17 protein-coding genes are annotated in these 21,022 nt (G+C 68.0%); 8 read left to right on the top strand and 9 right to left on the bottom strand.

What is annotated here, in order from left to right:
* Positions 1-24 precede the first annotated feature (24 nt).
* Positions 25-1,446 carry a phosphomannomutase gene (locus AB5S17_RS07610; protein ID WP_369237840.1) on the bottom strand — a complete coding sequence of 474 codons (1,422 nt, stop codon included), beginning with the start codon at positions 1,444-1,446 and terminating at the stop codon, positions 25-27.
* A 45-nt stretch (positions 1,447-1,491) separates the two neighbouring features.
* A complete protein-coding gene (locus tag AB5S17_RS07605) occupies positions 1,492-2,913 on the bottom strand; it encodes a mannose-1-phosphate guanylyltransferase/mannose-6-phosphate isomerase (protein ID WP_369237838.1) in 1,422 nt (473 codons plus the stop codon).
* Between the two features lie 378 nt (positions 2,914-3,291).
* Here AB5S17_RS07605 and AB5S17_RS07600 point away from each other — a divergent pair, with 378 nt between their 5' ends.
* The 3 genes from AB5S17_RS07600 (at position 3,292) to AB5S17_RS07590 (ending at position 6,546) form a co-directional block, all read left to right on the top strand.
* Positions 3,292-4,980 (top strand): DUF2793 domain-containing protein, encoded by a 1,689-nt coding sequence (locus tag AB5S17_RS07600; RefSeq protein WP_369237836.1) that lies wholly within the window; start codon positions 3,292-3,294, stop codon positions 4,978-4,980.
* Between the two features lie 11 nt (positions 4,981-4,991).
* Positions 4,992-5,267 carry a hypothetical protein gene (locus AB5S17_RS07595; RefSeq protein WP_369237834.1) on the top strand — a complete coding sequence of 92 codons (276 nt, stop codon included), beginning with the start codon at positions 4,992-4,994 and terminating at the stop codon, positions 5,265-5,267.
* A 220-nt stretch (positions 5,268-5,487) separates the two neighbouring features.
* On the top strand, positions 5,488-6,546 hold the full coding sequence (locus tag AB5S17_RS07590; protein WP_369237832.1) for a dipeptidase: 1,059 nt from the start codon (positions 5,488-5,490) through the stop codon (positions 6,544-6,546).
* A 303-nt stretch (positions 6,547-6,849) separates the two neighbouring features.
* Here the strand turns inward: AB5S17_RS07590 and AB5S17_RS07585 are convergent, their stop codons facing one another.
* The 4 genes from AB5S17_RS07585 to ugpB form a co-directional block, all read right to left on the bottom strand.
* Entirely contained in the window at positions 6,850-7,911 is a 1,062-nt protein-coding gene (locus tag AB5S17_RS07585; RefSeq protein WP_369237830.1) for a sn-glycerol-3-phosphate import ATP-binding protein UgpC, read from the bottom strand.
* A gap of 4 nt (positions 7,912-7,915) precedes the next feature.
* The gene (ugpE, locus tag AB5S17_RS07580; protein ID WP_369237828.1) at positions 7,916-8,764 is read right to left on the bottom strand and encodes a sn-glycerol-3-phosphate ABC transporter permease UgpE; all 849 of its coding nucleotides are present in this window, start codon (positions 8,762-8,764) and stop codon (positions 7,916-7,918) included.
* 14 nt (positions 8,765-8,778) lie between these two features.
* Entirely contained in the window at positions 8,779-9,663 is an 885-nt protein-coding gene (ugpA, locus tag AB5S17_RS07575) for a sn-glycerol-3-phosphate ABC transporter permease UgpA (RefSeq protein WP_369237826.1), read from the bottom strand.
* A gap of 79 nt (positions 9,664-9,742) precedes the next feature.
* Complete coding sequence (gene ugpB / locus AB5S17_RS07570; protein ID WP_369237824.1) at positions 9,743-11,065, bottom strand: sn-glycerol-3-phosphate ABC transporter substrate-binding protein UgpB; 1,323 nt, start codon at positions 11,063-11,065, stop codon at positions 9,743-9,745.
* A gap of 224 nt (positions 11,066-11,289) precedes the next feature.
* Between ugpB and AB5S17_RS07565 the strand changes: the two genes are divergently transcribed.
* Both AB5S17_RS07565 and AB5S17_RS07560 read left to right on the top strand, forming a co-directional pair.
* Complete coding sequence (locus AB5S17_RS07565) at positions 11,290-12,936, top strand: Na/Pi cotransporter family protein (protein ID WP_369237822.1); 1,647 nt, start codon at positions 11,290-11,292, stop codon at positions 12,934-12,936.
* A gap of 135 nt (positions 12,937-13,071) precedes the next feature.
* On the top strand, positions 13,072-13,272 hold the full coding sequence (locus AB5S17_RS07560) for a hypothetical protein (RefSeq protein ID WP_369237820.1): 201 nt from the start codon (positions 13,072-13,074) through the stop codon (positions 13,270-13,272).
* A gap of 60 nt (positions 13,273-13,332) precedes the next feature.
* On the opposite strand, the gene AB5S17_RS07555 is transcribed toward AB5S17_RS07560, so the two are convergent.
* Positions 13,333-14,109, bottom strand: coding sequence for a polysaccharide deacetylase family protein (locus tag AB5S17_RS07555; protein ID WP_369237818.1), 777 nt, complete (start codon positions 14,107-14,109; stop codon positions 13,333-13,335).
* Positions 14,106-15,329: a glycosyltransferase family 4 protein gene (locus tag AB5S17_RS07550; RefSeq protein WP_369237816.1), complete on the bottom strand. Its 1,224-nt coding sequence runs from the start codon at positions 15,327-15,329 to the stop codon at positions 14,106-14,108. The genes AB5S17_RS07555 and AB5S17_RS07550 overlap by 4 nt, the downstream gene beginning before the upstream one ends.
* Positions 15,330-15,599: 270 nt before the next feature.
* On the opposite strand from AB5S17_RS07550, the gene AB5S17_RS07545 reads away from it, so the two are divergent.
* From AB5S17_RS07545 to AB5S17_RS07535, 3 genes are read left to right on the top strand one after another with little or no spacing between them, the layout of a single operon-like run.
* On the top strand, positions 15,600-17,561 hold the full coding sequence (locus AB5S17_RS07545; RefSeq protein ID WP_369237814.1) for an ABC transporter substrate-binding protein: 1,962 nt from the start codon (positions 15,600-15,602) through the stop codon (positions 17,559-17,561).
* Positions 17,558-18,556 carry an ABC transporter permease gene (locus tag AB5S17_RS07540; protein WP_369237812.1) on the top strand — a complete coding sequence of 333 codons (999 nt, stop codon included), beginning with the start codon at positions 17,558-17,560 and terminating at the stop codon, positions 18,554-18,556. Before AB5S17_RS07545 ends, AB5S17_RS07540 begins: the two co-directional genes overlap by 4 nt.
* On the top strand, positions 18,553-19,710 hold the full coding sequence (locus AB5S17_RS07535) for an ABC transporter permease (RefSeq protein WP_369237810.1): 1,158 nt from the start codon (positions 18,553-18,555) through the stop codon (positions 19,708-19,710). The genes AB5S17_RS07540 and AB5S17_RS07535 overlap by 4 nt, the downstream gene beginning before the upstream one ends.
* A 76-nt stretch (positions 19,711-19,786) precedes the next feature.
* Here AB5S17_RS07535 and AB5S17_RS07530 read toward each other — a convergent pair whose 3' ends face one another.
* Positions 19,787-21,019: an adenylate/guanylate cyclase domain-containing protein gene (locus AB5S17_RS07530; RefSeq protein ID WP_369237808.1), complete on the bottom strand. Its 1,233-nt coding sequence runs from the start codon at positions 21,017-21,019 to the stop codon at positions 19,787-19,789.
* Between the last annotated feature and the right edge of the window lie 3 nt (positions 21,020-21,022).

Raw genomic sequence — 21,022 nt, 5'->3', positions numbered from 1 at the left:
GACGCCGCTCCGTCGGCGGCGGGATCAGAGCGCCGCTTCGGCCGCGGCGAGGCACCATTCGAGGAGGCTTCGCGCCGTCTCCGGGTCGGAGGCCTCCACATAGCAGCGCAGTTCCGGCGCATTGCCGGATGCCCGATAGTGGATGACCGCGCCGGTCTGAAGCACCGTGCGCACGCCGTCGATCCGGTCGACCTCCACCGGACGACCGACCGGCGCGAAAAACGCCGTCCGGAACGCCGCGTCCTCGGCGAGGCGCGACAGGAAGGGGCCGCTGCGATCCGCCGTCACCTCGGGCAGGCGATGGGCGGCGGTATGGCCGGCATCGAGCCCGGCGACGAGATCCGCCAGCGGCTTGCCCGTTCCCGCCATCTCGGCCAGCACCGACAGGATCGGCAGGATCGAATCCCGCGTCGGCAGGGCGGTCAGGCGGCCCCCGTTCCGATCGATGTCCGAGCCGAGAAGAAAGCCGCCATTCGCCTCGAAGCCGGCAATTCTTCCCTGCCCGGCCTTTGCCGCCTCCTCCATGCCGGCGATGACGAACGGGCTGCCGACCCTGGTGCGCACCACTGTCCGGGCAATGCCCGAGCGTTCGATCGCCGAACTGGAGGTCACCGGCGTGACGATCGTCGAGAGGCCGAGATGGCGGGCGGTCATCAGGCCGATGACGTCGCCGCGAAGGACCGCTCCATCCCGATCCGCGACGAGGGGACGGTCGGCATCGCCGTCGGTGGAGACGAAGGCGTCGCAGCGCCCCTCCCCGGCCCAGCCCTTCAGAAGTTCGAGATCCTCCGACCGGTGCGCTTCGGTGTCGACCGGGATGAAGGCCTCGGCGCGCCCATAGGCGGTCGCCGTCGCGCCGAGATCCTGCAGCACCGCCACCAGCATGTCCCGGGCGACCGAGGAATGCTGATAGACGCCGACGGTGAGGCCGGAGAGGGCGCCGGAGCCGAAGAATTCGGCATAGCGCCGGCAGAAAGGCGTCGCGACGTCGAGCGTTTCGGCCGCTTCGCTCCGCTCGGGCGGCTGGCGCTCCGCCTCCGACAGCGCCTCGAAGGCCGACAGGATGCCGGTCTCGTCCGCCTTGGTGATCTCCCCGTCCGGCCGATAAAACTTCAGGCCGTTGCGATCGTCGGGGATGTGGCTGCCGGTCACCATGATCGCCGGCGCCTGCCGGGCGAAAGACGCAAAGGCGAGCGCCGGCGTCGGCACCGCGCCGCAGTCGAGCGGGCGGAACCCCGCGTCGCGGGCCGCGGCGCTGCAGAGCGCGGCGATGTCGGGGCTGCTGGAGCGCAGGTCGCGGCCGATCAGCACACACCGTTCCGCGTCCTGCGGCATCGCGCGATCGACATAGGCGAGGAACGCTTTGGCGTAGGCGTAGCTCGGCTGCCCGAGGAGATCTGTGACGAGGCCGCGCAGGCCGCTCGTGCCGAACTTCAGCGAGGTCATGATCGAGAGGTCTCCGGTTGGCTTTGGCAGTGTCTGCGGCGAATGTCAGCTGCGCGCGTAGACGTCCTCGATGCGCACGATGTCGTCCTCGCCGGTATAACTGCCGACCTGGACCTCGATGAGCTTCAGGTCGATCTTGCCCGGGTTGTGCAGACGATGGACGCAGCCGATCGGGAGGTATGCGGCCTCGTTCTCGTGGTAGAACTTCACCGTGTCGTCGATCGTCACCTCGGCGGTGCCGTGGACGACCACCCAATGCTCGGCGCGGTGATGGTGGCGCTGCAGGCTGAGCCGGCCGCCCGGCTTGACGCAGATGTGCTTCACCTGCCACCGGTCGCCGATGTCGATGCGCTGGTACCAGCCCCAGGGCCGATAGATCCGCAGATGCTCGCCGGCCTCGCGCCGCCCCTGTCGCTTCAGCTCGGCGACGAGCGTCTTCACGTTCGGCGCCTCGGCCATGGAGGTGACCAGCACCGCGTCATGGGTGGTGACGACGACGACGCCGTCGAGGCCGACGACGGTCGTCAGCGCCTCTTCCGAGCGCAGGAAGCTGTTGGTGGTGTTGAGCGCGACGACATCGCCTTCGAGCACGTTTCCCTCGGCGTCCTTGTCCTTGACCTGATGCAGGGAATCCCAGGAGCCGATGTCCGACCAGCCGAAATCGGCTGCGAGGACGCCGCCCCGCTTGGTCTTCTCCATCACCGCATAGTCGATCGAGATGGTCGGTGAGAGGGAGAAGGCCGCAGCGTCCAGCCGGACGAAGTCGAGGTCGGGTGTGGCCTTGTCGACGGCGGCCCGCGCAGCCTTCAGAACCTGCGGCGCATGCGCTTCCAATTCGCCGAGCATCACCGAGGAGGAGAAGGCGAAATTGCCGCTGTTCCAGACATAGCCTTCGGCGATGTAGCCCTCCGCCGTCGCGCGGTCCGGCTTTTCGACGAAGCGGTCGAGGACATGGGCGCCCGGCCCCAGCGGCTGCTGGCCGGGACGGATATAGCCATAGGCTGTGGACGGATGGTCCGGCCGGATGCCGAGCGTCATGATCCGGCCCTCGGCGGCAAGCGTGGCGGCGGCGCGGATCGCCTCGAGGAAGCCGGCCTCGTCGCCGATGACGTGGTCGGAGGCGAGCACGAGGCAGACGGTGTCCGCCATCCGCTGCTCGGCCATGACCGCACCGACCGCGACCGCCGCTGCACTGTCCCTGCGCTCGGGCTCGAGGACGATGTCGGCCTGGATGCCGAGGCGCGACAGCTGGTCGGCGCAGGTGAAGCGGAACTCGTTGTTGGTGACGACGATCGGGCGGTCGAAGCCGTCGCCGACGACCCGCTTCACCGCCGCCTGGAAGGCCGAGAGGCCGCCGCCCAGAAGCGCGATGAACTGCTTGGGCATGGTGTCGCGCGACACCGGCCATAGCCGCGTGCCGGCCCCGCCGGCCATGATGATCGGAACGATCTGCGGGGAAGACGCCATGAAGCTCGCTCCTTGCTGGTCGTCGCCGGCCGCGGGTCAACAGGCCGACGCAGGTGCCATAGTTCTGCCGCCGAGGCGATCGCGCAAGCGATGCCGCCGGTTTATCTTCATCCGGCGCCGCCCGAAAGCCGTGAAGCCGTCACCGATGCTCCTGCCCCGGGGAGTGTTTCTGATCCTTCGCGTTGGTCTTCGCCGCCGTTCCGAGATCGAGGGCACCGCCGGCGTGCCGTGTGCACCAACTTTATCCTCCCCTGCCGCGCCGCAGCTACCATCGGCTCGTGTTCGAACACGATCTCACCCGGACGAAGGGCAACAGCCCCGCGCCGAGCGTGACCCGAGGCATGAGACGCCGCGAAGGGCGGCGGGGAGACAGAGGCAATGACGAGCGAGACCAGCGCCAATCTGACGCTACCCTTCATCCAGGCGGCGCAGGCGCAGAAGCATGTGACCCACAACGAGGCGATCCGCATGCTGGACACGCTGGTGCATCTCGCCGTGGCCAGCCGATCCCAGGCACAGCCACCGGCAGCGCCGGCAGAGGGAGCACGCTTCATCGTGCCGGCCGGGGCGGCATCGGCATGGGGCGTCGGCGACGGATGCATCGCCGCCTTCGAGGATGGCGCCTTCACCGGATATGCGCCGCAGGCCGGATGGCGCGCCTTTGTCGCCGACGAGGAAAGGCTGCTGGTGTTCGACGGCACGGCCTGGACGACTTCCCTCGACACGGCCGGCCTCGCCGACGGGACGATCCGGAAGCTCGGCGTCAACACCGCAGCGGACGACTTCAACCGCCTGGCGGTGAAGACCTCGGCGGTGCTGATCAGCCATGACGACGTCTCAGGGACCGGCAACGGCAGCGTGCTCGGCACGTTCAACAAGCAGGCGGCGGGCAAGGACGCCGGCTTCAACTTCCAGACCGGCTATTCGACCCGCGCGCTGATGGGGCTCTATGGCGACGACGACTTCCGCCTGAAGGTCTCGCCGGACGGCTCGGCCTTCTTCGACGCGCTGTCCGTCGATCGCGCCAGCGGGCGCGTGACCTTTGCGCAGGCCGGCGCGGTGAAGGACATGGTCACCGGCCTGTTCCGCAAGGCCGATGCCGGCAGCGTCGCCTTCATCCGGACCGGCAGCGCCAGCCTGCAGCTGAAGGCCGGGACGCTGATCGAGGTAGCGGGACTGATCCATTCCTTCACGGCGGCGACGTCCATCACGATGCCGGCGCTCGCGGCCGGAACCGATTATGCGGTCTATGCCTGTTCGGACGGGTCGCTGCGGGCCGACGCGAACTTTTCCGCCCCGTCCGGCTATACCACCGCCAACAGCCGGCAGATCGGCGGTTTCCACTATGCGCCGGGCGGCAACGCGACGGGCTACAACACCGGCGGCGATGCGGTGCCGCAGATCAATCCTTACAGCCTGTGGGACCTGAAGTGGCGGCCGGCCTGCGCCGATCCGCGCGGCATGGCCCTCGTCGCCGGGCGGTTCTGGTGTGACATCTATCTGACCGGCGTCAATGTCGATGCGGACGGGTCGTCGCGCTCCGGCGTCACGATCGCGGATGGGTCGAACCCGCCGAAGGTTCCGGCAATGTTCGGTGGCGACGGGACGACGACTTATGGCAGCTTCACATGGTACGAGGCCGTTGAATTGCTTGGCTCGACCGGAAAGTGCCCGCTCGACTATGCTGATTTCGCTGCTGCGGCGTTCGGAACCAAGGAAGCCGTATCGCGCGGCAATGATCCGGTCACCACGGGGCTCGGCACGACCAATGCCGGCTCGTCGAATGCCGATCAATCCTTCACGTCGAAATGGGGCATCTGCCAATCGTCCGGATGCCTTTGGATATGGGGGAACGAATTTGGCGGGCCAAACGCCGGAGCCGCGTGGGCCGATACCGTCGAAGGGCGTGGCCAAGTCTACAATCAGCCCAATGTCGTGCTCCTGGGGGCGGACTGGACCAACGGCGTGATCGCGGGTTCGCGCGCGTCGGGCTGGGCCACCGCCCCCTCGGACTCGATCTTTAGCGTCGGGGCGCGCGGCCGCTGCGACCATCTTCATCTGCCGTAGGGAGGCACATCATGCCGATCATCAACACGCGGGTGGACCTGGATGCGCTGAAGGGCACGCCGGCCCAAGCCGAAGCGATGCGCGCGCTCGCGGGGACGCTGGTGCAACGCGTCGACGTCGCCGCCTATCCCGCTGGCTACGGCATGCCGGACTATGCCGGTCCGGCGATCGCGCCGCAGTGGCAGGACGTCGAAAGCCTGGCGACGATCCTGCGGATGGGCTTCGCGGATCGGGCGGCGTTCGAGGCGGAGCAGGCCAGCGGGACCGGCGTCGTCGCAGGCAGTTGACGCCGGCGGAGGAATCGGTCGATCTCCTCATCGGCTGCAAAGGCCCGAAGGGCCGGGTCACCCGGAGAATCAGCGATGGACGGTCGCGATCTGACGCGCGATCATCCCCGGTGCCGAGGGACCACGGTCCATCCGCTGGTGGAGTCCCTCGGCGTCCGGGAAGCCGCCCGGTGAACCGACACATTCGGCAGCAACCCCGCCTCTTCGAAGGATCCCGACCATGACCGCTCCGCTTGTCTTCGACGGCCACAATGATTCGCTCCTGCGCCTCTACATGGACGGCACGCAGGAAGCCGTCGACGCGTTCCTCGCCGGCACGGCCCCCGGCCACATCGACCTGAAGAAGGCCGAGGCGGGGGGCCTGCGCGGCGGGCTGTTCGCGATCTTCCCGCCCTCGCCGCGCGACAAGCTCGACCTCGACCGCATGCCGAAGGGCGGGTACCAGTATCCGCTGCCCGTGCCGCTGGAGACCGCCGTCGCGGAGGCCGCGACGATCGGCATGGCGGCGATCCTGTTCCGGCTGGAGCGCGGCTCGGGCGGCCGCTTCAGGGTCTGCCGCTCCGTCGCCGACATCCGCTCGGCCTGGGACGCGGGCGCAATGGCGGCGGTGATGCACATCGAGGGCGCCGAGGCGATCGACGCCGACCTTCGGATGCTCGACGTGCTGCATGCCGCGGGCCTGCGCTCCATCGGCATGGTCTGGAGTCGCAACAACATCTTCGCCCACGGCGTGCCGATGTGCTTCCCCTCCTCGCCGGACATCGGCGACGGCCTGACCGAGGCGGGAACCCGGCTGGTGAAGCGCTGCAACGAGCTCGGCATCCTGCTCGACCTGTCGCATCTGAACGAGAAGGGCTTCTGGGACGTCGCGCGGCTCTCCGCCGCGCCGCTGGTGGCGACGCACTCCAACGTCCACGCGCTCTGCCCTGTCAGCCGCAACCTCACCGACCGCCAGCTCGCCGCGATCGCGGAATCGAAGGGCGTCGTCGGGCTGAACTTCGCCACCGCCTTCCTGCGCGAGGACGGCGCGATGAACGCCGACACGGAGATCGCGGTGATGGTGCGCCATCTCGACGGGCTGGTGGAGCGCCTCGGCGAGGACGGCGTCGCGCTCGGCTCCGACTTCGACGGAGCGGTGGTCCCGAAGCCGATCGGCGATGCCGCCGGCCTGCCGAGACTGTTCGAGGCGCTGGAGCGGCACGGCTACGGTCAGGCGCTGATCCAGAAGATCGCCCACGAGAACTGGCTGAGCGTGCTGGAACGCACCTGGAAGGCGTAAGGGCAGGTCCCCGCTGAGGGACGAGAGGATCCCGGAGCCCTCGCACCGGATTCCGCCGCAACGCCTCCGCTGCTTCTTCTCCCCCGTGGGGAAAAGTCCCGGCAGGGGATGAGGGGCGTCGCGCAGCAAGGACGATGGAGCGCCGGTGGCTCTTCGTCATCCCGCAGCCCTCGGCGCAGGCCCCCTCACCCGGCTGCTTCGCAGCCACCCTCTCCCCATGGGGGAGAGGAAGGGCGGTGCCTCCTTCGCCGCCGCGCCCTGCGCCTCGTCGGCCCGCCTTCCGAACCGACGTCGATGCCGGCGTCAGTCGATCCGCTTGCCCGTCTCGCTGTCGAAGCGGTGGAAGGCGTCCAGCGGCGCCGCCGCGCGCACCTGCGTTCCCGGCTCCAGATGGCTGTAGCCGGGCACCCGCACCGCGATCTCGACCCGCTCCTCGCCGAGCGCGCCGTAGACATAGCTCTCCGCCCCGACCACCTCGACGCCGGTGACGGTCAGGTCGAAGGCGGTTTCTGCCGCCGACGCCGCTTCGCCCTCGCCGAGGAGCCGCACGCTCTCCGGCCGCACGCCGAGCGTGACGCGTCGCGACGAAGGCGAGGCGACGCTCGCAAAGAGCGGCGCGACGCTCTCCGACAGCGGGATCAGGTTCATCGGCGGCGAGCCGATGAAGGTCGCGACGAAGAGGCTCGCCGGCTCCGCATAGACCTCCATGGGCGTGCCGACCTGCTCGATCTGGCCGCCGTTCAGCACGACCAGCGTGTCGGCGAGCGTCATCGCCTCCAGCTGGTCGTGGGTGACGTAGAGGCTGGTGGTCTTCAGCCGCCGCTGCAGCTGGCGGATCTCGGCGCGCATCTGCACGCGCAGCTTGGCGTCGAGGTTCGACAGCGGCTCGTCGAAGAGGAAGGCCGCCGGGTCGCGCACGATGGCCCGGCCCATGGCGACGCGCTGGCGCTGGCCGCCGGAGAGCTCGCGCGGCTTGCGGTCGAGCAGCGTCTCGACCTCCAGGATGCGCGCCGCCTCGGCGATCCGCCGCTGCCGCTCGGCCTTGTCCATCTTGCGGTTCTTCAGGCCGTATTCGAGGTTCTGGCGCACCGACATATGCGGGTAGAGCGCGTAGTTCTGGAACACCATCGCGATGTCGCGTTCGGCGGGCTCCAGCGCATTGACGACGCGCTCGCCGATGGTGACCGTGCCCGACGAGATCGTCTCGAGGCCCGCGACCATCCTGAGGAGGGTCGACTTGCCGCAGCCCGACGGGCCGACGAGGACGACGAAATGGCCGTCGGGGATCGACAGCGAGACGCCCTTCACCGCTTCGACGCGGCCCGGATAGACCTTCCTGACGTCGGTCAGTTCGATGCCGGCCATGATGTCACTTCTCCGTTTCGACGAGGCCGCGCACGAACAGCTTCTGCATGGCGATGACGACGATCACCGGCGGCAAGAGCGCCAGGATCGCCACCGCCATGATCAGGTTCCACAGGGGTTCCTGGTCGGCGGCCTGCGCCACCCGGCGGATGCCCATCACCACCGTGTAGTAGTTCGGATCGGTGGTCACCAGCAGCGGCCACAGATACTGGTTCCAGCCGTAGATGAAGAGGATCACGAACAGCGCCTCGGTCGAGGTGCGCGACAGCGGGATCGCGATGTCCTTGAGAAACTTGAACGGGCCGGCGCCGTCGATGCGGGCGGCCTCGGCGAGTTCGTCCGGGATCGTCAGGAAGAACTGGCGGTAGAGGAAGGTCGCCGTCGCCGAGGCGATCAGCGGGACGGTGAGGCCGGCATAGGAGTTCAGCATGTGGAGGTCGGCGATCACCTGATAGGTCGGCACGATGCGCACCTCGACCGGCAGCATCAGCGTCAGGAAGATGATCCAGAACGCCGCCATGCGGAACGGAAACCGGAAATAGACGATGGCGAAGGCGGACAGCAGCGAGATGATGATCTTGCCGATGGCGATGCCGAGCGCCATCACCAGGCTGTTGAGGAGCATCGGCCCGACCGGCGGCAGGCCGTTCTGCTGCGCGCCGGCCGACAGCACCATGCGATAGTTGTCGATGAGGCTGGAGCCCGGCAGGAGCGGGATGACGCCGGTGACGAAGCGGTCGGCCGGGTGCGTCGAGGCGACGAAGGCGACCCAGACGGGGAACAGCACGATGGCGAGGCCGAGGATCAGGACGACATGCGTCATGACGGTGAGCCAGGGACGGTTTTCGACCATTCTGACGACGATCCTCAGTAGTGGACGCGCCGCTCGACGAAGCGGAACTGGATGACGGTGAGCACCACGACGATGGCCGTCAGGATCACCGACTGGGCGGCGGAGGAGCCGAAGTTCTGGCTGAGGAAGCCGTCGGCGAAGGTCTTGTAGACCAGCGTCGTCGTCGCCTGGCCGGGCCCACCCTGCGTCGTCGCGTCGATGACGGCGAAGGTCTCGAAGAAGGCGTAGACGATGTCGATGACGATCAGGAAGAACATGGTCGGCGAGAGCAGCGGCAGGACGATGGTGAAGAAGCGCTTCACCGGGCTCGCGCCGTCGATCGCCGCCGCTTCGTGCAGCGAGCGCGGAATCGACTGCAGGCCCGCGAGGAAGAAGATGAAGTTGTAGGGGATCTGCCGCCAGGCCGAGGCGATGACGACGAGGATCATCGCGTCGGTGCCGTCGAGGAGGTTGTTCCAGGGAATGCCGGCGACGCGCAGCCAGTATGCGAGGATCCCGATCGAGGGATCGAACATGAACCACCACAGGACGCCCGCGACGGCCGGCGCGATCGCATAGGGCCAGACCAGCATGGCGGTATAGACGCCGCCCGAGCGGATCAGCCGGTCGACGGCCGCGGCGAAGGCCAGCGAGACGACGAGCGTCAGGGCGGTCACGCCGAGCGAGAAGACGACGGTCGTCTCGATCGATGCGAGGTAGTTCGCGGAGGTGAACAGGCTCGCATAGTTGCCGAGGCCGACGAAGTGCTCGCCGAACCCGAAGGCGTCGGCGCGATAGAAGGACTGCCGCACCGCCTGGGCCGCCGGCCAGACGAAGAAGATGAAGGTGATCGCCAACTGCGGCAGGAGGAGCAGGCCGGGGAACCACCAGCCGCGAAAGACGACGCGCTTTTCCGCCATCGAGACCGTTCGTCAGGAGGGAAAGGAAACGGTCCCGCGCGAAGGCGCGCGGGACCGGATGAATCGAAGCCGGGGCGGCTTACTGCTGCTGCGCCTGGAACTCGCGCAGCATCTTGTTGCCGGTCTCCTGGGCGTCCTTGGCCGCCTGTTCGGCCGACTTCTTGCCGCCGAGCGCGGCTTCCAGCTGCTCCTCGAACATCTGGCGGATCTGCACGAAATTGCCGAAGCGCAGGCCCTTCGTGTAGTCCTTCGGCGCGTTCAGGTTGATCTCCTTGATGGCGATCTCCGCGCCCGGGTTCTTCTCGTAATAGCCCTGCTTCTTCGACAGCTCGTAGGCCGCCTTGGTGATCGGCAGGTAGCCGGTGAACTGGTGCCACTCGGCCTGGATCTCGGGCTTCGAGAGGAAGGAGAAGAACTTGGCGATGCCCTTGTAGTGGTCGTCCGGCTTGCCGCGCAGCACCCACAGCGAGGCGCCGCCGATAATCGAGTTCTGCGGCGCGCCCTGAACGTCCTTGTAGTAGGGCATCATGCCGAAGCCGACGTCGAACTTCGACGTCTGGAGGATCGCGGCGCGGCCGGCGGAGGATTCCAGCTCCATGGCGCAGTCGCCGGAGGTGAAGCTCGGCCCGGCATCGGAGGCGCGGCCGCGATACTGGTAGACGCCGGACTTCTGCCACTTCACGAGATTCGCCCAGTGGCGCGGGATCAGGCCCTTGTCGGCAAAGACGAACTTGGCGTCCACGCCGGCCATGCCGTTCTGCTCGGTGGCGAGCGGCGTGTTGTTCCAGGCCGAAAGGTTCTCGACATTGATCCAGGACGGCCAGGTGGTGGTGAGGCCGCACTTGGCGGCGCCGGACGTGACGATCTTCTGCGCGTCGTCGGCGAGCTCGCTCCAGGTCTTCGGCGGCTGCGACGGATCGAGGCCGGCCTTCTTGAAGGCGTCCTTGTTGTAGTAGAGGATCGGCGTCGAGGAGTTGAACGGGAACGACAGGAGTTCGCCGCCGCCGGTCTGGTAGTAGCCGGTCACGGTCGGCAGGTAGTCGCTGGGATCGAACTTCTCGCCCTCGTCCTTCATCAGCTGCTGGACCGGATAGATGGCCTGCTTGGCGGCCATGAAGGTGCCGGTGCCGACCTCGAAGACCTGCAGGATGTCCGGCTGCTGGCCGGCGCGGAAGGCGGCGATCGCCGCGGTCATCGATTCGGAATAGGTGCCCTTGTTGATCGGGACGACCTTGTAGTCGCTCTGCGACTTGTTGAACTTGTCGACGATCTCTTCCAGCTTCTTGCCGTTGGCGCCGCCCATCGAGTGCCACCAGGTGATCTGGGTCTGCGCCTGCGCGGCGGTCGAGAATGCTGCGGCGACAGCGAATGCTGCAGCCAAGCCGAGTTTCGTATGGATCATCAATTTCCTCACCGTTGGAGCGACCCTCTGGCCCTGTTGCCGAGCTGTCCAAGCCGCCTGCTTAAGTCTGCTCCAAAACGGGCAGGTAACACAATCATGAAGGTTCGGTGACAGCCTAAAAAAGCGGCGGACAGCGCAACGCTTGCGCATCCGCCCCCGGAAAAGCACAATCCCGCGGGCGTGCTTCCGGGCAAATCCGACACGCGGAGAGTGACCTCCCACACATGCTATCTCCCCTCCTCGACCTTGCCGGCTTCATCGCGCTCCTCCTCTGGGGGACGCACATGGTGAAGACCGGGATCCAGCGGACCTTCGGCGCCGGCCTGCGCACGGCGCTGGCGCATGCGCTGCGGGACCGGGTGCGGGCGTTCCTGGTGGGTCTCGGCGTCACCGCGGTCCTGCAGAGCAGCACGGCGACCGGCCTGATGACCGCGAGCCTGGCAGCCGGGGAGGTTGTGGCGCTCGTTCCCGCGCTCGCGGTGATGCTCGGCGCCAATGTCGGCACGACCCTCATCGTGCAGGCCTTCTCCTTCGACGCTTCGGCGGCCTCGCCGGCGCTGATCCTCATCGGCGTGATGATGTTCCGGCGCGAATCGAGCCCCGGGGTCCATGATCTCGGCCGGGTCTTCATAGGGCTCGGGCTGATGCTCCTCGCGCTCCACCAGCTGCTCGAACTGATGAAGGGTTTCGAACACGCCCCGTCCCTGCAGCTCCTGCTCGGAGCGGTGTCGACCAAGCCCCTGCTCGACGTCTTCCTGGCGGCGGGCCTCACCTGGGCGGCGCATTCCAGCGTCGCCGTGGTGCTCCTGGTGATGTCGCTCGCGGCGAACGGCGTCGTGCCGCCGGAAGCGGCCTTCGCGCTCGTCCTCGGCGCCAATCTCGGCACGGCGGTCAATCCTGTTTTGGAAGGTCCGTCCGGCGACGATCCGGCGGCCCGGCGGCTGCCGCTCGGCAATCTCGTCACCCGCGGCGTCGGCATCGCCCTGGCGCTCGTCGCCCTCGATCCGCTGAGCCGCCTCGTCCTGCAGCTCGACCCGGATCCCGCCCGTGCGGTGGCGAACTTCCACATGCTGTTCAACGTCGCCGTCGCAGCCCTCTTCCTGCCGCTCCTGACGCCCTATGCGGCGATCCTGCGCCGTCTCCTGCCGCACCGGATCGATCCGGCCGATCCGTCGACGCCGCTCTATCTCGATCCGGCTGCGAAGGAGTCGCCGATCGTCGCGCTCGGCGGCGCCGCCCGCGAGGCCCTGCGGCTCGCCGACGTCCTCGAGGCGATGCTGATCGACGTGCGCGACGCGTTGCTCAAGGGAGACCGCGGCATCATCTCGGAAGCCAAGCGGCGCGACGACGTGCTCGACAGGCTGAACACCGCCATCAAGACCTATCTGACGTCGATCGACCCCGACGATCTCGGGCCGGCCGACCACCGCCGGCTGAACGAGATCCTGACCTTCACCATGCATCTCGAATATGCCGGCGATGTCGTGGATCGCAATCTGCTGGCGCATGCCTCCAAGCGGCTGAAGCGCGGGCTCTCCTTCTCGAAGGGGGAGGAGGCGCGGCTGGGCGCGCTGATCGACCGGCTGATCGTCAACCTCAGGACCGCCGCCTCGCTGTTCATGACGGACGATCCGCGCGCCGCACGGCTTCTCGCCGACGAGAAGGTCGCCTTCCGCGAGGCCGAGACGTCAGCGACGCTCTCGCATTTCGAGCGGCTGCGATCCGGCCGCACGGAAGCCGCACGCACCAGCGCGCTGACGCTGGAACTGCTGCGCGACTTCAAGCTGGTCAACTCGCACATCGTGGCCGCCGCGGCCTATCCCGTGCTGGAGCGAACCGGCGAATTGCTGCAGAGCCGGATCGCGCTCTGACCCGCGCGCGGAAGCCGCGATCGCCGCAAAGGCGCCTGCCTCCGCCGACGCCTCGGGGAGCGCCGCGTCGATCGCGGGGAACATCAGCGCCGCCAAGGGATTAGCCGATGAATGCCCGAACGAAGGAGTGACGCCATGTCGAACATCGACCCAGGCATCATCGATCCCGGCAAGGGCGGGCCGCCGCCGAGGGACATCGTCCCGGAGATCGATCCGGACGACACCGACGACCTCACCGAGCCGGACGACATCAAGGAGCCGGGGACGGGCGGGCCGGCGATCGAGCCGGACCCGGAGGAGCGGCGAAAGGACCTGCCGAACATCCACGAGGCGTAAGCCCGCCTCGTGGCCCGCAGGTCGATGCCGGCCTGTCCGACGACCGACCTCTCCGGCGCCTCAGGCGCCGGGGCGCGATTGCGTCGCCTGCGCGATCAGCTCGCGGATCGGCGGCCATCGAACGGCGCTTGGCCAGTCCAACAGCAGCGCCAGCAGATGCTCCAGGCCGTACCAGGCGCGATCGTCGTGCTGGAGATGATGGGTCAGGAGGCCGAGCGGCTCCGGCTCGCCATCCGACGCCGGCAGCAAGCGACGCTCCAGCTCGGCCGCAAGGCGCGCATCGAGCGCATCCAGCGACAGGCCGCGCATCGCGCTCCAGTTCATGATGTCGAGATGGGTGTTGAGCTTCGCCGGGCTGCCTGCGGCAGCCGGTCCGTAGACGGAGAGCACCGGGAGGCCGAGACCCGACAGGAGACCCTTCGCGTCGCCGCCGATTCGGTTCCAGGGCGGGACGAAGACCGGCAGGAAGCGCTCGCCGAACAGGCTCGCCAGACGGTCCCGGCCGGCCGCGATCTCGTCGGCCATGGCCGACGCGGGCCGATGATCCCCGTATTCGGCCCGCTTCTCCCCTTCCGGCGCGTGGTTGGCGTGGCGCCAGCCGTGCAGCAGCACCGCGATGTCCGGCGCCCCCGCCAGCGCCTCGGCAAGGCTCGGCTCCGCCCCTTCCGGAACGACAGCCAGCGCCAGCGGCAGACCGGTCTCTGCCTGCAACGACAGGAGCCGTGACAGGGGGCGCGTCGGCCAGCGGGCGTCGTCGTCGCGCCACCAGACCCGCACGGAGCGCCCCGAATCCGCCATCGCGGCCAGACGCTCGCGGGAGCGGGAAAAGGCGTTCACGCGGCCTTCGCCCGCGCCGCGCTTCGCAGGAGCGCCGCAACGTGGTCGATCCCCGGTTCCGGCGAAAAGGTCTGTCGGACGCGGCGCTCGCCGGCATCGCCGAGCCGCCGCGCCAGCGCCGGGTCGTCCATCAGCCGGGCGATCGCCGCGGCGAGCGCCTTCGGGTCGCGCTCCTCGACCAGGAGACCGGTCGTCCCGTCCTCGACGAGTTCCGGAATCGCCGAGACGCGGGTCGAGACCACCGGCAGGCGGTGCGCCTGCGCCTCCATCAGGACGTTCGGCAGGCCGTCGCGATCGCCGCTGCGGGCGATCCGCGCCGGCAGGACGAAGAGGTCGCTTTCGGCGAGCAGGCCGAAGATCCCGCGGCGGTCGAGCGTGCCGTGCCAGGTGATGCGGTCGGATATGCCGGCCTTCTCCGCCTGCAGCTTCAGCTGGCCGGTGAGCGGCCCGCCGCCGACATGGTCGAAGCGCCAGTCGCGGTCCTTCAGCCGGGCGAGCGCGCGGACGAGATCGGCAAACCCCTTCTTCTCGACCGTCCGGCCGACCGAGACGATGCGGAAGGGGCTGGCCGCCTCCACCGGCCGTTCGCGCGGCCGCACTTCGGAAAGGTCGAGCCCGTGATAGACCAGCTCGACCTTGCGCGGCTCGTCGCTGAGGGAGCGCAGATAGTCGAGGTTGGACCGCGTGCAGGTGACGCCGAAGGCGGCATCCGCCAGCTTCTCCTCCAGCTCCCATTCCGGGCTCGTCCAGATGTCCTTGGCATGCGCGGAGAACGACCAGGAGAGGCCGAGGATGGTCGCGGCGTAGCGGGCGACCGAGGCCGGGGTGTGCAGATAGTGCGTGTGCAGCCAGGAAATGTCGGCAGGGAGCTCGTGCGCGAGCACGCAGGCCTGGCCGAAGCGGCGGTGCCGGTTGGCCGTCGGGTCGCGCTTCAGATCCGCTTCGAACAGCGCCCGCGCTTTGGCATAGCCCGGCTGGCGCTCGGCGAAGGCGCGTCCGGCGGCGACGCGCTTCGGATCGTCCTTCAGATATTCCGGCAGGTAGAGCACGTCGGCGGTGATCTTGCGGTGCACGGGGTGCACCTTGCCCTCGGTCGGATGGCGCAGCGAGACGATCAGCTGGTCGATGCCGCGATCCTCCAGCCCCGCGATCTCCTGCGCGATGAAGGTCTCCGAGAGCCGCGGATAGCCCTTGACGAGGATGGCGATGCGTCCGGTCACGCGGGTTTCGGCCTCTTCTCTGTCGTCTGCCGCAGGTCTGCGGCCGATCGTCTCTCCCCGGACGTGCACCCCATGTAGGCGCGCCCCCGCCCCTCCCGCAAGGGCCGGGGCGGGGACACTCCGGCACCTGTCATCATTCCGATGGGCGATCTCTGCGACAAGCCATTTGACAGGCGCGGCCGGGCAAAGCTTACTCTCCCGGCCGAAGACGAGGATGCCGGAATGCTTCGACGGTTGGGTGGGGAGAGAATGCGGGCGCGGTGCTGCCGCGTGGCCTTCGCTTTGCTCTTTTCCATGTCCGCCGGCAGCGCGATCGCGGCACCGGCCGCGCCCGCGGCTGCGGCAGCTCCGGCGGCACCGGCCGCCGCGCCCGAGCCGGCGAGCCTTGCGCCGGCCGTCGCGAAGGGCGACCTGCCGCCGCTCGCCGAGCGTCTGCCCCCGGCTCCCCGCGTCATGGCGGCCGACAGCGCCTGCCCCGCCGCCCAACTCGGCGGCACGCTGCGCATGCTCGCCGGCAACGCCAAGGATACCCGGCTCCTGCCGGTCTACGGCTACGCCCGCCTCGTCGGCTATGACGAGCACTACAACATCGTGCCGGACATCGCCGAGAGCTACACCGTGGAGGAAGGGCGGATCTTCACCTTCCACCTGCGGCCGGGCATGAAATGGTCGGACGGCAAGCCGTTCACCTCGGAGGACTTCCGCTATTTCTGGGAGGACATGGCGAAGAACAAGATGATCGCCAAGTTCGGCGTGCCGGCGGAACTTCTGGTCGACGGCGAGGAGCCGCAGGTCTCCTTCCCCGACAAGTACACCGTGCGATACGCCTGGTCGAAGCCGAACCCGAACTTCCTCGCCTCGCTCGCCGCCGCCAATCCCTTCGACATCTATCGCCCCGCCCATTACCTCAAGAAGTATCACGCCAAGTACCAGGACCCGGCCAAGCTGAAGGCGATGGTGGAGAAGTCCGGACAGCGCAACTGGGCGGCGCTGCACTTCAAGAAGGACCGGGCCCAGCGCAACGACAATCCGGATCTGCCGACGCTCGAGCCCTGGATGCTGACGACCGAGATGCCGTCCGAACGGCTGATCTTCAAGCGCAACCCCTACTTCTTCCGGGTCGACCGCGAGGGGCGGCAGCTTCCCTATATCGACGAGGTCGCGCTGACGATCTCCAACCCGGCGCTGATCCCGGCCAAGGTCGCCAACGGCGAATCCGACCTGCAGGCCGCCTACCTGTCCTTCCAGAACTACCCGTTCCTGAAGCGCGGCGAGAAGCGCTCGCACTATCAACTGCGCCGCTGGCGGTCCGGCCGCGGTTCGCATGTCGCGCTCTATCCGAACCTCAACGTGAAGGACCCGGTCTGGCGCAAGGTGATCCGCCAGGCGGACTTCCGCCGCGCGCTGTCGCTCGCGATCAACCGCGGCGACATCAACAAGGCGATCTTCTACGGCCTCGCCGATCCCGGCAACAACACCGTCCTGCCAGGCTCGCCGCTGTTCGAGCCGAAGCTGCGCACGCTCTGGGCGAGCTATGATCCGGACGAGGCCAACCGGCTGCTCGACAAGCTCGGCTACAAGCGCGGCCCGAGCGGCCTGCGCCTCCTGCCGGACGGGCGCGAGATGCGGATCGTGGTCGAGACCGCCGGCGAGGAGCGCGAGCAGGCGGACGTCCTGCAGCTCGTGCGCGACGACTGGCGCAAGATCGGCATCGAACTCCTGATCCGGGAGTCCCAGCGCGAGATCTTCCGGAACCGCATCAAGGCCGGCTCGACGCTGATCTCGGTCTGGACCGGCCTCGACAACGGCCTGCCGAACGCCGAGACGGATCCTGCGGCTCTGGCGCCGTCGACCGCGGAACAGCTGCAGTGGCCGGGCTTCGGCATGTGGGTCGAGACCGGCGGCACCGGAGGCGAAAAGCCCTCCGACAGCGATCCCGAGCTCGCCGCCGTCCGGCGGCTGATCGCCTTGCGCAAACAGTGGCGGCAGACCGTCGACCCGGCCAAGCAGGCGGAAATCTGGAAGGAAATGCTCGAAATCTCCGCCAACCAGGTCTTCACCATCGGCATCGTCTCCGATGTCGATCAGCTGGTCGTCGTCGCCGACCGTCTCCAGGGCGTGCCGAAGCGGGGCGTCTACAATTACGACCCCGGAGCCTTCTTCGGCATCTATCACCCCGACACGTTCTGGTTCGACTGCCCGTCCGTGAACACCGCGGAACGCCGCCCGTGATCCGCTATCTCGCGAGCCGCCTCGTCACCATGATCTTCACGCTGCTGGTGATCAGCGTCCTGATCTTCATCATCATCCAGCTGCCGCCGGGCGACTATCTCACCAGCTACATCGCCGAGATCCAGGCCGAAGGCCAGAAGGTCACCGCCGACCAGATCGCCTTCCTGCGCGAGCAGTACGGCTTGGACAAGCCGATGTGGCAGCAGTATCTCGTCTGGGTCACCGGTCTGCTGCACGGCAATCTCGGCTATTCCTTCGAGTACAACCAGCCGGTCGCGGACGTCGTCGGCGAGCGCATGCCGCTGACGCTGCTGCTCAACGCGGCGACCGTCGCCTTCGTCTACCTCGTCTCCTTCCCGATCGGCATCTATTCGGCGACGCACCAGTATTCCTGGAGCGACTACGGCCTCTCCTTCCTCGGCTTCCTCGGCCTTGCGACGCCGAACTTCCTCCTGGCGCTGATCCTGCTCTACCTCGCCAATGTCTGGTTCGGCACCTCGATCGGCGGGCTGATGGCGCCGGAATACATCGACGCGCCCTGGTCGATGGGCAAGCTCGCCTCGGTCGGCTCGCACCTGTGGGTGCCGGTGCTGGTGATCGGCACGGCCGGCACCGCGGGCATGATCCGGCGGCTGCGGGCCAATCTCCTCGACGAGCTGAACCGGCAATATGTCGTCACCGCCCGGGCCAAGGGTCTCTCCGAGCGGCGGCTGCTGTTCAAATACCCGCTGCGTATGGCGCTGAACCCGTTCATCGCCGATCTCGGCTCGATCCTGCCGCAGATCGTCTCGGGGTCGGTGATCATCTCGGCGGTGATGAGCCTGCCGACCACGGGCCCGATGCTGCTCTCCTCGCTGCGCAGCCAGGACATGTATCTCGCCGGCTCGTTCCTGATGTTCCTTGCGGTGCTGACGGTGGTCGGCATGTTCGTCTCCGACCTCCTGCTGGCGGTCCTCGACCCCCGTATCCGTCTCGGCCTGCGCCCCGCCCGATGAGTCTCACCGAACACTTCGTTTCCACCGAACCCTTCGACCCGGAAGCGACGGTCGCCGCCGGCTCGGTCGTCTCCGAGACCTATGCCAAGGCTTCGCAGGCGAAGCTGATCTGGTGGCGCTTCATCCGGCACCGGATCGCCCTCGTCTCGCTGATCTTTCTCCTCGTCAGCTACGCCTCGATCTTGATCGTCGAGTTCCTCGCGCCCTACGATCTGCACACGCGCCACACCGATTTCATCTTCGCGCCGCCGCAGGCCGTCCATCTGTTCCACGACGGCGCCTTCGTCAGCCCCTTCGTCTATCCGCTGGACTACAAGCTCGACCTCGACACGCTGCGCCGCACCTACACCGAGGACAGGAGCCGGCCGCTGCCGCTCGGCTTCTTCTGCAAGGGCGACGCCTATTCCTTCTGGGGCCTGTTCGCCGCCGACACCCATCTCGTCTGCCCGCCGCAGGGGGGCACGCTGTTCCTGCTCGGCACCGACCGGCTCGGCCGCGACATGCTGTCCCGCATCCTGTACGGCGCCCGGATATCGCTGACCGTCGGCCTCGTCGGCGTCACCTTGAGCTTCATCCTCGGCATCACCATCGGCGGGCTCGCCGGCTATTTCGGCGGCTGGGTCGACGCTGCGGTGCAGCGGATCACCGAAATCCTCCGCTCGATCCCGGAGCTTCCGCTGTGGCTGGCGCTGTCGGCGGCGCTGCCGCTCACCTGGAGCCCGCTGCTGGTCTATTTCGGGATCACGCTGATCCTGGCGCTGCTCGACTGGCCGGGCCTCGCCCGCGCCGTGCGCTCAAAGCTCTTCGCGCTGCGCGAGGAGGATTTCGTCGTCGCGGCGGAGATGCTGGGCGCCAGCCCGCGTCGGATCATCTTCCGGCACCTGCTGCCGAATTTCATGAGCCACCTGATCGCCTCGGCCTCGCTGTCGATCCCGACGATGATCCTCGCCGAGACCGCGCTATCGTTCCTCGGCCTCGGCCTCAGGCCGCCGATCACCTCCTGGGGCGTGCTCCTGTCGGAGGCGCAGAACATCGAGGCGGTGGCGCTCTATCCCTGGCTGCTCCTGCCGATGCTGCCGGTGGTGCTGACGGTGCTCGCCTTCTCCTTCGTTGGCGACGGGCTGCGCGACGCGATCGACCCGCACCAGCATTGAGCAAGGCCGGGCCTGCCGGGAGCGCCCGGTCGGCGCACCTACGGGCCGGCGCCGGGTGTGCGCCAGCGGGTCGTGGTCACTCCGCCGCGTCGAGCATCGCCGCGTCCGTCAGGACGGCCGGCGTGAACAGTTCCACCGGATGCGCGACGCCCTCCAGGGCATGGCGGCCGACCGAGACCCAGCGGCCCGGCATCAGCGCCGCGACCTCGCCGGTCGCCAGAACGTTCGGCTCCAGCGTCTTGGTCAGCTTCTCGATCCGCTCGACCTCGGTCACGGTCGAGCCGATGACGGTGAAGGCGAGCCGCTCCGGCACGCCGATATTGCCGAAGACGACCTCGCCGATGTTGAGGCCGATGCCGAAGTCGATCGGCTCCAGCCCGTTCTCCAGGCGCTCGGCATTGGCGACGTCGCGCATGCGGAAGGATTCGGCGACCGCCTCCAGCATCTTCTGCGACAGCGCGGCGGTGTCGGTGTCCTCGTCGATCGGGAAGATCACCAGCACCGCGTCGCCGATGAAGGCGAGCACCTCGCCGCCGGCGAGGATCGCCGGCCGCGCCGCGCTCTCGAAATAGACGTTGAGGAGTTCGAGGAACTTCTCGCTCGGCAGGCTGCCGGTCAGCCGGGTGGAATTGCGCAGGTCCGAATACCAGACCAGCGCCCGCGTCGTGGCGCCGTCGCCGAGCCGGATGTTGCCCTTCAGGACGCTGCGCCCCGCCTGCCGCCCGAGATAGGTCTCGACGATGTTCGTCGTGATCTGCGCCTGGATGATGGTCTTGCAGACCAGGGCGAAGGTCAGCTGCACCTCCTGCAGGACCGAAATGTCCTCGTCGGTGAAGCCCGTCGGCCGGTCCGTCGCCCAGATGACGAAGATGCCGGTGATCCGGCTGTCGATGAACATGCCGGGCTGGGAGAATTCGGTCTTGAAGGCGACGTAGTCCGTATAGCCCTGCTCGGAGAGTTCCTCGAAGATGGTGAAGTCCAGGAGCTTGCCCTTGCCGGACAGCCGCCGCCGAAGGACGGGCAGGTCGGTCTCCAGCATGTAGCGCAGCGGGCTCCTCTGCCACGCCTCGCTGTTGGTGTCCTGGTGATGGAAATGCTCGAGCTCGGCGACGCCGTTGTCGCGCTGCCACTTCACCATCTCGGCGCGGAACAGCGGATGCAGCGTCGGCCAGTTGAGCCGCGCCCGCGCGATCGGGATGCCGATTCCGGTCAGCCGCGAGCAGAGCTTCTCGAAGATCTTCTCGACGCTCGGCTTGCCGAGCGCTTCGCGCAAGAGCCAGTCGCCGACCTGCTGCGCCAGTCCCGCCATGTC

It is taken from the genome of Jiella sp. M17.18, assembly GCF_041027365.1.
GTDB lineage: Bacteria > Pseudomonadota > Alphaproteobacteria > Rhizobiales > Rhizobiaceae > VKMB-3413.
Note: the sequence above shows the minus strand (reverse complement) of the source record. Positions and strands in the feature narration are given on the sequence as shown.